The sequence below is a fragment of the Pseudomonas sp. RIT-To-2 genome (assembly GCF_029623465.1).
Classification (GTDB): domain Bacteria; phylum Pseudomonadota; class Gammaproteobacteria; order Pseudomonadales; family Pseudomonadaceae; genus Aquipseudomonas; species Aquipseudomonas silvicola.
Genome location: NZ_JAPYKM010000005.1, coordinates 196,929 through 208,551 on the forward strand (window position 1 = coordinate 196,929; position 11,623 = coordinate 208,551).

At 64.0% G+C, this 11,623-nt stretch carries 10 protein-coding genes; 9 read left to right on the forward strand and 1 reads right to left on the reverse strand.

Annotated elements, in window-relative coordinates:
• Window positions 1–27 precede the first annotated feature (27 nt).
• Window positions 28–1,176, forward strand: coding sequence for an FAD-dependent oxidoreductase (locus tag QBK88_RS06925; protein WP_277961461.1), 1,149 nt, complete (start codon window positions 28–30; stop codon window positions 1,174–1,176).
• Between the two features lie 188 nt (window positions 1,177–1,364).
• A complete protein-coding gene (locus tag QBK88_RS06930; RefSeq protein ID WP_158152762.1) occupies window positions 1,365–1,640 on the forward strand; it encodes an HU family DNA-binding protein in 276 nt (91 codons plus the stop codon).
• A gap of 71 nt (window positions 1,641–1,711) precedes the next feature.
• Here QBK88_RS06930 and QBK88_RS06935 read toward each other — a convergent pair whose 3' ends face one another.
• Entirely contained in the window at window positions 1,712–2,050 is a 339-nt protein-coding gene (locus tag QBK88_RS06935; protein WP_277961462.1) for a tryptophan synthase subunit beta, read from the reverse strand.
• Window positions 2,051–2,481: 431 nt separating this feature from the next.
• Between QBK88_RS06935 and QBK88_RS06940 the strand changes: the two genes are divergently transcribed.
• Genes QBK88_RS06940 through bcsB form a run of 7 tightly spaced genes read left to right on the forward strand, consistent with a single transcriptional unit; the run spans window position 2,482 to window position 11,619 of the window.
• Window positions 2,482–4,023, forward strand: coding sequence for a BcsE family c-di-GMP-binding protein (locus QBK88_RS06940; RefSeq protein WP_277961463.1), 1,542 nt, complete (start codon window positions 2,482–2,484; stop codon window positions 4,021–4,023).
• On the forward strand, window positions 4,020–4,202 hold the full coding sequence (gene bcsF, locus QBK88_RS06945) for a cellulose biosynthesis protein BcsF (protein WP_268147042.1): 183 nt from the start codon (window positions 4,020–4,022) through the stop codon (window positions 4,200–4,202). The genes QBK88_RS06940 and bcsF overlap by 4 nt, the downstream gene beginning before the upstream one ends.
• Window positions 4,199–5,824 carry a cellulose biosynthesis protein BcsG gene (bcsG, locus tag QBK88_RS06950; protein ID WP_277961464.1) on the forward strand — a complete coding sequence of 542 codons (1,626 nt, stop codon included), beginning with the start codon at window positions 4,199–4,201 and terminating at the stop codon, window positions 5,822–5,824. Before bcsF ends, bcsG begins: the two co-directional genes overlap by 4 nt.
• Window positions 5,794–6,036: a cellulose biosynthesis protein BcsR gene (gene bcsR / locus QBK88_RS06955; RefSeq protein WP_268147046.1), complete on the forward strand. Its 243-nt coding sequence runs from the start codon at window positions 5,794–5,796 to the stop codon at window positions 6,034–6,036. Before bcsG ends, bcsR begins: the two co-directional genes overlap by 31 nt.
• Complete coding sequence (bcsQ, locus tag QBK88_RS06960; RefSeq protein WP_277961465.1) at window positions 6,033–6,755, forward strand: cellulose biosynthesis protein BcsQ; 723 nt, start codon at window positions 6,033–6,035, stop codon at window positions 6,753–6,755. Before bcsR ends, bcsQ begins: the two co-directional genes overlap by 4 nt.
• Window positions 6,752–9,346 (forward strand): UDP-forming cellulose synthase catalytic subunit, encoded by a 2,595-nt coding sequence (bcsA, locus tag QBK88_RS06965; RefSeq protein ID WP_277961466.1) that lies wholly within the window; start codon window positions 6,752–6,754, stop codon window positions 9,344–9,346. The genes bcsQ and bcsA overlap by 4 nt, the downstream gene beginning before the upstream one ends.
• Entirely contained in the window at window positions 9,343–11,619 is a 2,277-nt protein-coding gene (bcsB, locus tag QBK88_RS06970; RefSeq protein ID WP_277961467.1) for a cellulose biosynthesis cyclic di-GMP-binding regulatory protein BcsB, read from the forward strand. The genes bcsA and bcsB overlap by 4 nt, the downstream gene beginning before the upstream one ends.
• Window positions 11,620–11,623: the final 4 nt, after the last annotated feature.

The following is an 11,623-nucleotide window of genomic DNA, read 5'->3' on the forward strand; positions in this document are numbered from 1 at the left end:
CGAATTTTCAACTCAAGGAACGGACACATGACAGCACCCGTGGTGATCGTAGGCACCGGCCTGGCCGGTTACAACCTGGCCCGAGAGTTTCGCAAGCTGGACGGCGACACGCCGTTGTTGCTGATCACCGCCGATGATGGCCGTTCCTATTCCAAGCCGATGCTGTCCACCGGCTTTGGCAAGAACAAGGATGCCGACGGCCTGAGCATGGCAGAGCCAGGCGCCATGGCTGACCAGCTCAAGGCCGAAATTCGTACCCATACCCGGGTGACGGGTATCGACCCTGGCCACAAGCAGCTGTGGATAGGCGAGGAGGCGGTGCCCTACCGCGACCTGGTCCTGGCCTGGGGCGCCCAGACCGTAACCGTGCCCGTGCAGGGTGACGGTAGTGATGCGGTATTCCCCATCAACGACCTGGAAGACTACGCCCGCTTTCGAGCCGCCGCGCAAGGCAAGCAACGCGTGCTGTTGCTGGGCGCAGGCCTGATCGGCTGCGAGTTCGCCAATGACCTGATCATGGGCGGGTATGAAGTACAGTTGGTGGCGCCCTGTGAGCAGGTGATGCCAACCTTGCTGCACCCGGCCGCAGCCGCGGCGGTGCAGGCCGGCCTGGAAGGCCTGGGTGCGCGTTTCCATCTGGGGCCGGTGCTCAACCGCCTGGAGCGGGTGGGCGAGGGCCTTGACGCTCACCTGTCCGACGGCACGGTACTGGCCTGCGACCTGGTGGTTTCAGCCATCGGCCTGCGCCCACGCGTGGACCTTGCCGCCGCCGCGGGGCTTGAGACCAACCGTGGCGTGGTGGTGGACCGCACCCTCAAGACGTCCCATGCCAATATCTACGCCCTGGGCGATTGCGCCGAGGTCGACGGGCTCAACCTGCTGTACGTGATGCCGCTGATGAGCTGTGCCCGCGCCCTGGCGCAGACCCTGGCAGGCAACCCGACGTCAGTGAGCTACGGCCCTATGCCGATCACGGTCAAGACCCCGGTTTGCCCGCTGGTGGTGTCCCCCGTTCCCCGCGGCCTTGAGGGGCAGTGGCAGGTGGAAGGGCAGGGGGCGGACGTCAAGGCGTTGTGCCGTGATGAGGGCGGCAACCTGTTGGGATATGCCCTCACGGGGGCGGCCGTGGCGGACAAGCTGGCACTCAATAAGCAGTTGCCGGCGTTACTGGCGTAAATAACGGTCTTTCTGTCGGAATAACCCGGTTTTTGCCCCAACAAAGCCGGGGTGGAGACTGGCGCAGCCTCGTGTGCCGTGCCATTCTCACTCCGTCTGCCGCAGCGTAGAGCCTGCGGCGCCTGGTGCCCCGTTCTGAATGTGCGGCACTGGCATAAAAACAAAAATCCGTCAAAAGGGGCTTCACTATGCGCAAACCAGAACTGGCCGCTGCTATTGCCGAAAAAGCTGATCTGACCAAGGAGCAAGCCAACCGCGTGCTCAACGCTGTGCTGGAAGAAATCACCAACGCCTTGCACCGCAAGGACAGCGTGACCCTGGTGGGCTTCGGCACCTTCCTGCAACGCCACCGTGGTGCCCGCACCGGCAAAAACCCGCAGACCGGCGAGCCCGTGAAGATCAAGGCCAGCAACACCGTATCATTCAAGCCTGGCAAGTTCCTGAAAGACAGCGTCAACCCATAAGCGGTGGCGCAAACAGAAAGGGCCCTGAGCGGCCCTTTCTTGTTTTCTGGCAGCAGTGCGATTGGTGGCCATCAGATCAACCGGTCATCCTGGTCGTCCACCAGATGGTCCAGGCCGCCCAACTCGCCCCGTACCGCATCGCGGGTCTTGAGCTTGGCCAGCGCCGCCTCGGGCAGGTCAGTGATGCGAATCAGCCCTTTGCTGGTCAACACCTGAATAAGGTCATCGAGTACGCGGACCATCTCCATGTCGCTCTGGCGCAGCTGCTGCAGGCGCCCCTCGATGGTGCCGCGCGCCAGCCATGCGAGGATGTCAGGGTGGTCTTCAACCAGAAAATCCTCCGCCTCCGGGTAGGATGTCTTGTCGGCGCGGATGACGTGTCCGAGTGCATTGCGTTGCACGTAGTACATCGAGGGCCTCCTTGGGATTGGCCAGAACTTCAACAAGCAGCATAGGCCACGCGATCATAAACAGGCGTCAGAAAAGACCGCCAGTTATCGAGCATGCGCCGTTTGGCACCTAATTGACTCTCGATACAATAATTAATTGACGCCCCAGGGGCAGTATCAGAATAATGGCCGCCGCGCTGTCGAGGTAAACAGAGAGTCCGACGGCCTGTAGGGTTAAAACCCTTGATCTAGAGCGCTTCATGCTGCTTTCAGCAGTCTTCCGTCGCGAAGCTTCGGCTTTCGTATCGTTGTGCGCCAACCTGTTTGCTCTGTCGCTTACCCGCCTCGGCCTTGGCCGAGCGACGGCTATCGCCGCCAGACTAATGACTCCTTTTTGAGACGTATCAGGGTTTGCCTGATCAGGCACGCCGTGGTTCCGGCGGGGGTATGCAGTGAGTCAGGTCAGCTTAGCCATTGGTCATTTACGTGACGAGCAGATGTATTTGCGCCAGGGCGGTCTTTATTGGGTAGCGGCGGACCTGGCTGGCGACGCGGCGGCACTGGCGAGTCAATGCCTGGCTTCCATGCCTGCGCAGGCCAAGGCGACACTGCTGTGCTGCGGCCATTCAAGCCAGGCGCTGGCCCAGGCGCTGCCGGCCGACCAAGGCCCGGGCGAGCTGACACTCTTCGATATCGCGGAACCTGCCATGGGCCTGGCGCTCAAGGCCATGGTGGGCGAACTGACCCGCGCCGTGGCGGCGCCGGGCAACGTGATAGTGCTGATGCTGCCGGCCAGCGCCTGGCAGAGCGAGGCCGCCCCCGCGCTGCGCCAATGGTGCCAGACGCTGAGTGGGTGGCTGGCGCGGCGCCAGTCCACCTTGCTGATCATCTGCCACGGCCAGGCGCCCCAGTTGCACGAACGCCTGCTGCGCCTGAACGAAACACTGTCGGGCCTGGCGCAGTTGTATCGTCGCGACGGGGGTATTCGTTACCAGTTGCACTATTGGCACAGCGAACTGGGGGTGTGCAGTGGTCAGGAGCTGGAGTTGGAACTGGGTGAGCAGGGCTTCATCTTGTCCGCCACCGAGCAAGCCAACCCGCAACTGACCCACACTGACGACCAGCGCATCTACCTGACCCAGCGCTCGGTACTTGAAGGCTCGCCGGCACTGTCTGATCAGTGGCGCCTGTTCGAAGACCGTGATGACCTGCTGCTTCAGGCGCGCCACGCGCGGGCCGCCAGCGTGATCGTTGCCATCGACAGCAACCAGCAGGTAGAAGGGCTGGCGCGTCAGCTGCATGAGTTGCGCGAGCGCTGCGGCAGCGGCCTGAAAATCATCGTGCGGGAAGTCGAGCCGTGCCTTCGCTACCGCGACGAGCGTTTGCTGGTCTCCTGCGGCGCCAACATCACGGTCCCCTACGGCACCACCCTTGCGTATTTCTTCAGCATCATCGATAGCGTACAGGGGCAAACCTGGCGCCACAGCCGCCAGACCGACTTCCAGTCGCTGTTCGAGCGCCTGCGGCCACCTGCCGAACGCGGCCTGATGATGCCCGCCGAATTCCTCAGCACCGTCACGCGTATCTACGGCGGTGCCTCAGGCGAAATCAGCCACCAGTTGCTCAAGCTTACCCCGCGCGGCGCGCTGGATATCGAGCAGTACCTGAACCAGATCAGCCTGCGCCGTTTTGGCGACATTGCCTGCGTGGTAAACGGCGACTTCTACCTGTTCCTGTTTGCTTGCCGCGCCGATGGCCTTGAGCCTGCGTTGGGCAATATCTGCCGGCTGGCCTGGCGAGACCTGTTCAGCGCATTCCAGATTCTGCCGGGTGTCGATGCCTTGCCCCGGGACATTTTCCTGAACGCGGCCGAGTTGCCGCCCAGCTTCCACCTGGCCGAAGAGCGTACTGCCGGCAGTTCCGCCCAGGTGGCCGAACGTGGCGCCTATGCCCCTGCGCGTTTCACCCTGCCTATCTCGGACGTTTGCCCATGAATTTTGCCGAACTGATCCAGGTCATTGGCCTCAGCGCCCTGCTGACCCTTGCCCTGATCGTTGCGCTGACGCGCTTTGGCCGTCACCTGCTGGCGGTGGTGCAAGCCCTGCTGCCCCCACGTTACCTGAAGCCCAAGGGCGTGCGCCGACGCGCCCCCGCCAAGAGTGAAGCCCCATGAGTCAGTTTGAAGTCATCCAGCCGACGCGTGTACGCGAGTGGCCGGGCCTGGGGCTGTGGAACCTGTATTTCATTCTCAAGTTCGTCTTGCTGTGGGCCGGCTACCTGAATGTGCAGGTGTTGCCCAATGTGGTATTCGCGGCGGCATTGCTGGTGCCGTTGCCCCATCGCTACCTGCGCGTGCTGCGCACCGTCATCGCCGTTCCGGTGGGGGTGGCGCTGCTGTATCAGGATACATGGCTGCCCCCCTTCAGCCGCCTGCTGGCACAGCCAGGGGTGCTGGACTTCACCGGCGCTTACCTGCTCGAATTGATGGGCCGCTTCATTGACTGGAACCTGTGCGCGCTATTGGCGGTGCTGGTGGTGATCTATGCCTTCGCTCGCCATTGGCTGCGCCTGACCACCGTCAGCGTGCTGGGCCTGGCCTGGCTGGCCAGCGCCAATGTGCTGGCCTTGCACCCCAGCAGCACACCTGCTGTTGCCGCTGGTAGCACAGCGGTGGCGGCGGCCAGCGCCGGCGAGCCGGACAACGCCACTCTTGAAGCGTACCTGCAGAAGTTCTACACCACCGAAGCAAGTCGCCAGGTTGAATTCAAGCCGTCGACCTCGGCTGCGCAGCCATTCGACCTGCTGCTGATCAATATCTGCTCCATGGCCTGGGATGACCTGGAGACCGTGGGCCTGCGCGACAACGCGCTGTTCCAGCAGATGGACGTGGTGTTCGACAATTTCAACTCGGCCACCTCCTACAGCGGCCCCGCAGCCATTCGCCTGCTGCGCGCCAGTTGCGGCCAGAGCCCCCACAGCAAACTCTACGGTACAGCCCCCGAGCAGTGCCTGCTGATGGACGACCTGAAGAAGCTGGGTTTCGCCGATGAGGTGATGCTCAACCATACCGGGCAGTTCGAAGGCTTCCTGGACGAAGTGCGCTCCCAAGGCGCGCTGCCACCGCCGGCCATCAGCACCAGCAACCTGCCACGGGCCCTGGTGGGCTTCGACGGCACGCCGATCCTGCGTGACGGCCAGGTACTGGCCAGTTGGTGGAAACACCGCGTCGACGAGCAGAACGACCGGGTGGCGCTGTTCTACAACACCACCACCCTGCACGACGGCAACCGCGCGCTCACCGCCGATGGCGGCACCAAGAGCGCCGACTACAAGCCCCGTGCGCAGGCCCTGATCGACGACCTGACCGGTTTCATCAAGCAGTTGCAGGCCAGTGGCCGGCGCGTGGTGGTGGTCATCGTTCCCGAGCATGGGGCGGCACTGCACGGCGACCGCATGCAGATTTCCGGCATGCGCGAGATCCCGAGCCCGTCGATCACCCATGTGCCGGTGGGCATCAAGCTGGTGAACATGGGCAGCAACCCCAGTACCGAGCCGCTGCACGTTACCGCGCCAAGCAGCTTCCTGGCCCTGTCGGAAATCATCAGCCGGCTGTACACCGCCCAGCCTCAGGGTGAGGGCCTGGCGCCCAGCTGGCAGACGCTGTTGACCGACCTGCCACAGACCGCGGCGGTCTCCGAAAACGCTGGCACGGTGGTCGTCGACTACGCCGGTAAACCTTATGTGCGCATCAAGGAGAAAGGCCAATGGCTCCCGTACCCACAGCGGTTCAAGTGAAGGCCAAGGTGCAGTCGCGGGCCGACCGTGCCGACGACATCGCCCGCCTGAAACAGGAACTGGCGCTGCCTGAGCTGGACTACGTGGATATTTCCGCGCAGTTGGAGCTGCAGAAAGCCCTGCACCGCTGGCCCCTGCTGGCCGAAATGGAGCGCCTGCAACCCAAGGTGCTGGCCCCGGCGCGTCCCTCGGAGCTGGAGTTGCTGTCGTGACAGCGCTCAGCCTTCGCGGCCTGCGCGGTGGTGTGGGGACCAGTTCGCTGCTGGTGGCCACCGGGCATGCGTTGCATGACCTGGGCGAACGCGTGCTGCTGGTCGACATGTGCCCGGAAAACCTGCTGCGCCTGCATTTCAACGTGGATGTTGGCGAACGCGGTGGTTGGGCGCGGGCCATGGTCGATGGGCTCGACTGGAATGCTCAGGCATGGAGTGTGGAGCCAGGCTTGAGCCTGCTGCCGTATGGCCGCCTGAAATGGGCAGAGCAGGACCAGATCGAGCAGCGGCTGCGCAACGAGCCCGAGCTATGGCGGCGGCGCCAGGCCAGCCTGGCGGCGCACTTCGACTGGATTCTGTTCGACGTGCCGCTGCGCCTGCCTGGCCATGCCCGTGTGGGCCCCTGTGCCTTGCGCTTGCAGGTGGTGGAAGCGGATGCCGCCTGCCATGTGCTGTTGCAGCAGCAAGAGGATAGTAGCGAGCATTTGCTGATCAACCGGTTTGACCCGGCCAGCCAGTTGCAGCGCGACCTGTTGCTGATCTGGCGCAAGCAGTACGGCGAGCGCCTGTTGCCGCTCAATATCCACCAGGACGAGGCCATGCGTGAAGCCCTGGCCTTCAAGAAGCCGGTGGGCGCCTATGCCCAGGCCAGCCTGGCGGCTCAGGACATCCAGAGCCTGACCACCTGGTGCCTGACTCGGCGCCTGGAGACCCTATGATCGCCAAGGTCTTCCCCTACACCCGCCTGCGCCAGCGCCACGGTTGCACGCCGCCGCTGGCCTTGCTGCTGGCCAGCCTCTGTGCCCTGGCCTGGGTGTGCCTGCGGCTGGAGTCGACGCAGTGGCGCAACCTGCTGCAGCACCCGCACCGCTGGTACCCGCAATTGGCCGACAAGCCGCCGCGCCTGGGCGACCCGCTGCGCTATGTGGTGCAGAGCCTGTGGTTGCTGGCGGTCAAGCCGGCCCCGACACGCACCTGGTCGTTGCGCGCGCCCCGCTGGCTCAAGGCCCTGGGGGCGCTGTACCTGCGCGCATGGGAACGGGTAGGAGCGGAACTGGAAGAGTTGCCGCAGCGCGCCGAAACCAGCTCGCAGATCCGCAAGAGCAGCCACTGGTGGAAAGGCCTGGACCGTCGCAGCCAGCGCCTGGTTAACATCAGTATCGGCACCGTGGCCTTCCTGTTGACCCTGTTGTGCATTACCGAACCGTTCAGCTATGTCGCGCAGTTGGTCTTCGTACTGCTGTTGTGGGGCCTGGCCATGCTGGTGCGCCGAGTGCCCGGGCGCTTCCCGACCTTGCTGATGGTGGTGTTGTCGGTCATCGTCTCCTGCCGTTACCTGTGGTGGCGCTACACCGCCACGCTGAACTGGAACCAGCCGCTGGACCTGGCCTGCGGCTCGATCCTGCTGGTGGCCGAGACCTATTCCTGGGTGGTGCTGATTCTGGGTTACATCCAGACCTGCTGGCCGCTGGGGCGCAAACCCAAGCCGCTGCCGCGCGACCTCAGCCTGTGGCCCAGCGTCGACCTGCTGATTCCCACCTACAACGAAGATCTGTCCATCGTGCGCGGTACGGTCTACGCGGCGATGGGGCTGGACTGGCCCGCCGAGAAACTGAACATCTACATCCTCGACGACGGCAAGCGTGAAAGCTTCCGCCAGTTCGCCGCTGAAGTGGGTGTGGGCTACATCGCCCGCACCGATAACCGCCATGCCAAGGCGGGTAACCTGAACCACGCACTGACGCTGATCGATAGCGAACTGGTCGCTATCTTTGACTGCGACCACGTGCCCGTTCGCTCTTTCCTGCAACTGACAACGGGTGGTTTCCTCAGCGACCCGAAGCTGGCGCTGGTGCAGACCCCGCACCATTTCCTGTCGCCCGACCCGTTCGAGCGCAACCTCAATGTGTTTCGCGAACGTCCCAACGAGGGCGAGTTGTTCTATGGCCTGGTCCAGGACGGCAACGACATGTGGAACGCGGCGTTCTTCTGCGGCTCCTGCGCCGTATTGCGGCGCACGGCCATCGATGCCATCGGCGGCTTCGCCGTGGAAACAGTGACGGAAGACGCCCATACGGCCTTGCGCCTGCACCGCAGTGGCTGGAATTCGGCTTACATCAAGGTCCCCCAGGCTGCCGGCCTGGCCACCGAAAGCCTGTCGGCCCACATCGGCCAGCGTATTCGCTGGGCCCGGGGCATGGCGCAGATCTTCCGTACCGACAACCCGTTGCTGGGCCGCGGCCTGACACTGTTCCAGCGCATCTGTTACGCCAATGCCATGATTCACTTCCTGGCGGGCCTGCCGCGCCTGGTGTTCCTCACCGCGCCGCTGGCCTTCCTGGTGCTGCACGCCTACATCATCTACGCCCCGGCAATGATGATTCTGTTGTACGTGCTGCCCCACATGATTCACGCCAGCCTGACCAACTCCCGTATGCAGGGCGCCTACCGCCAGACGTTCTGGGGCGAGGTGTATGAAACGGTGCTGGCCTGGTACATCGCGCGGCCGACCACCGTGGCGCTGTTCAACCCCAAGAAAGGCAAGTTCAACGTCACGGCCAAGGGCGGCCTGATGGAGGATAACCAGTTCGACTGGAAGATCGCCCAACCCTACCTGCTGCTGGCCCTGATCAACCTTGCAGGCCTGGGCTTTGCCGCCTGGCGGCTGGTGTGTGGTCCCACTACCGAGATCATCACGGTGTTGGTCAGCAGCCTCTGGGTGGTTTACAACCTGCTGATCGTCGGCGCGGCAGTAGCGGTGGCGGCGGAAGTCCGCCAGGTACGCCAGACCCACCGTGTACAGGTGAAGATGCCCGCCGCCGTTCGCCTGGAGAATGGCCACTGCTATCCAGGCATGCTGCAGGACTATTCCGACGGTGGCGCGGGCATCGAGCTCGACACCTCGCTGTCGTTGCCGGTGGGCGGGCGTATCTCGCTGATGCTGCAGCGCGGCGACCGTGAATTCCTGTTCCCCGGCTACGTGACCCGCAGCCACAGGACATTCGTGGGCATCAACCTGGGCGAACTGAAGGGCCAGCAGAAGATCGACTTCGTGCAGTGCACCTTCGCCCGTGCCGATGCGTGGCTGAACTGGGGTGACAACTTCGCCCCCGACCGCCCCCTGCACAGCTTCATGGACATCCTGCGCCTGGGCGCCGTCGGCTACTACCGCCTGTACCAATACCTGCCTGCCTGGGTGCGCTACATCGCCGGCCCACCCTTGCACCTGCTGCGCTGGCTGTGCAGTTTCCTGCCGCGCAGACCCGTGGCCACCCCTATTTCCACTTCCCGATCAGTGAGCGCACGATGAGCCGCTTTTTCAACAAAACCCTGGTTGCCAGCCTGGCGCTGCTGGCCGTCGGCTGCGCCCAGGCTGCCGTCACTACTCCTGCGGCGCCAGCGTCGGCGCCGGTGCCTGCCTGGAGCAGCACCCACAGCTTCGAACAGCTGGGGCGCCCGGCCGACAGCCTGTTGCTGGGCATTCATACCAGCGACCAGATCGAGTTCAGCCTGCGCCGTGACCGCATCGCCAGTGATGCCCGGCTGCAATTGCAATACACCCCTTCGCCGTCGCTGCTGCCCCAGGTTTCGCATATCCGCATCTACCTCAATGATGTGTTGATGAGCGTGGTACCGATCGAGAAGGACCAGTTGGGCAAGCGTGTCACGCAGTCCGTGGCGCTGGACCCGCACCTGATCGCCGACTTCAACCGCGTGCGCATGGAGTTTGTCGGCCACTACGCCGACGTTTGCGAAGACCCCGCCAACAGCGCCTTGTGGCTGAGCGTTGGCCGCGACAGCCAGATCCAGTTGCAGGAACAGGCACTGGCAATGAAGAACGACCTGGCCTATTTCCCCATGCCTTTCTTCGATGCGCGTGGGCAGGACAAGCCTTCCATCGACCTGGTGTTCGCCAATGCGCCGACCCTGGGCGAACAGCGTGCCGCGGGTATCCTGGCCTCCTACTTCGGCAGCAAGGCCGGTTGGCGAGGCGCGCGGTTCCCGGTGCAGTTCGACCAGTTGCCGGCCCTTGATGACCAGCACCGCGCCAAGCCTGCCATCGTATTCGCCACCAACGACCACCGTCCTGCGTTCCTGGCCGACAAGAACCAGTTCCCGGCGGTCGACGCACCTGTGGTGCAGATGATCGACAACCCGCAGGACCCCTACAGCAAGGTGCTGCTGGTGCTGGGCCGCAACGACGATGACCTGGCGGTTGCCGCCCAGGCACTGGCGCTGGGCAGTGACCTGTTCCGTGGGCCACGGGTGAGCGTGGAGGGTGTGCAGCAACTCAAGCCGCGTGAACCCTACGACGCCCCGAACTGGATGCGCACCGACCGCCCGGTGCGTTTCGCCGAATTGATCAAGTACCCCGAACAACTTCAGGCCAACGGCCTGCTGCCGCGCTCCATCACCCTGGACGTGAACCTGCCGCCGGACTTGTTCGTCTGGCGCAACCAGGGCATCCCACTGCAGACCAAGTTCCGCTACACCCAGCCGGCCGCTGATGATGCGTCGAGCCTGACCATCAGCCTGAACAACCAGTTCATCACCAGCCTGCCGTTGCACAGCAAGACCAACAGCCAGCTGGAGCAGATGCGCCTGGCGGTCATGTCCGATGAAACCGCCAACGTCACCGACAAGCTGCTGGTGCCGGCGTTGAAGATTGGCGACCGCAACACCCTGCGCTTTGACTTCAATTTCGCCAGCACCTACGGCAGCGCTCAGCGCGACCACTGCCAGACCACCCTGCCGGTGAACAACCAGGCGGTGATCGACGAAGAGTCGACCGTGGACCTGTCAGGTTACTACCACTACCTGGCCATGCCGGACCTGCGTGCCTTCGCCCGTGGTGGTTTCCCGTTCAGCCGAATGGCCGATCTGTCGCAGACCCTGGTCATGGTGCCGGCCCAGAGCACGCCGGTGCAGTTGAGCACCTTGTTCGAAACCCTGGGCGCCATTTCCGCGCGTTCGGGCCTGCCGGCCTTCGGCCTGCGCCTGTCGAACGACTGGAATGACGCCAAGGCGGATAACGACCTGTTGGTGTTTGGCAACCTGGCCGCTTCGGTGGGCAAGGGCGACGATGCCAACCTGGTACTGGCCAAGACCCGCGACTGGCTGCTCACGCCCGCCAACGAAGACAGCGGCAAATCGGCCCGTGCAGGGCAGTTCAACGATGCCCGCGACCTGGGCGCCAACCGTGTGGCCGTCAGTGCCCAGGCGCCCATCGCGGCTATCGTCGGCTTGCAGTCGCCGTACCATGAGCAGCGCAGCATCGTCGCCCTGCTGGCCTCCGATGACGCTGACTATCAATTGCTGCGCGACACCCTGGCCGACAGCGGCAAGCTGGAAGCCGTGGCCGGTTCCGTCGCGCTGATCCGCGATAGCGGTGTCAGCAGCAGTTGGGTAGGGCAGCAGTACTTTGTCGGGCACCTGCCATGGTGGCTGTTGCTCTGGTACCAGTTGTCCGAGCACCCGGTGCTGCTGGCGGCGCTGGCCACCATCAGTGTTTTGCTCACAGCCTTCCTGCTGTGGCGTGGCCTGCGCTGGATGGCGCGGCGCCGTCTGGTTGGCCAGGAGTAAGCCG

Coding starts and splice junctions, on each gene's coding strand:
- QBK88_RS06925 (WP_277961461.1), top strand. CDS start 28: ATGACAGCACCCGTGGTGATCGTAGGCACCGGCCTGGCCGGTTACAAC.
- QBK88_RS06930 (WP_158152762.1), top strand. CDS start 1,365: ATGCGCAAACCAGAACTGGCCGCTGCTATTGCCGAAAAAGCTGATCTG.
- QBK88_RS06935 (WP_277961462.1), bottom strand. CDS start 2,050: ATGTACTACGTGCAACGCAATGCACTCGGACACGTCATCCGCGCCGAC.
- bcsF (WP_268147042.1), top strand. CDS start 4,020: ATGAATTTTGCCGAACTGATCCAGGTCATTGGCCTCAGCGCCCTGCTG.
- bcsG (WP_277961464.1), top strand. CDS start 4,199: ATGAGTCAGTTTGAAGTCATCCAGCCGACGCGTGTACGCGAGTGGCCG.
- bcsR (WP_268147046.1), top strand. CDS start 5,794: ATGGCTCCCGTACCCACAGCGGTTCAAGTGAAGGCCAAGGTGCAGTCG.
- bcsA (WP_277961466.1), top strand. CDS start 6,752: ATGATCGCCAAGGTCTTCCCCTACACCCGCCTGCGCCAGCGCCACGGT.
- bcsB (WP_277961467.1), top strand. CDS start 9,343: ATGAGCCGCTTTTTCAACAAAACCCTGGTTGCCAGCCTGGCGCTGCTG.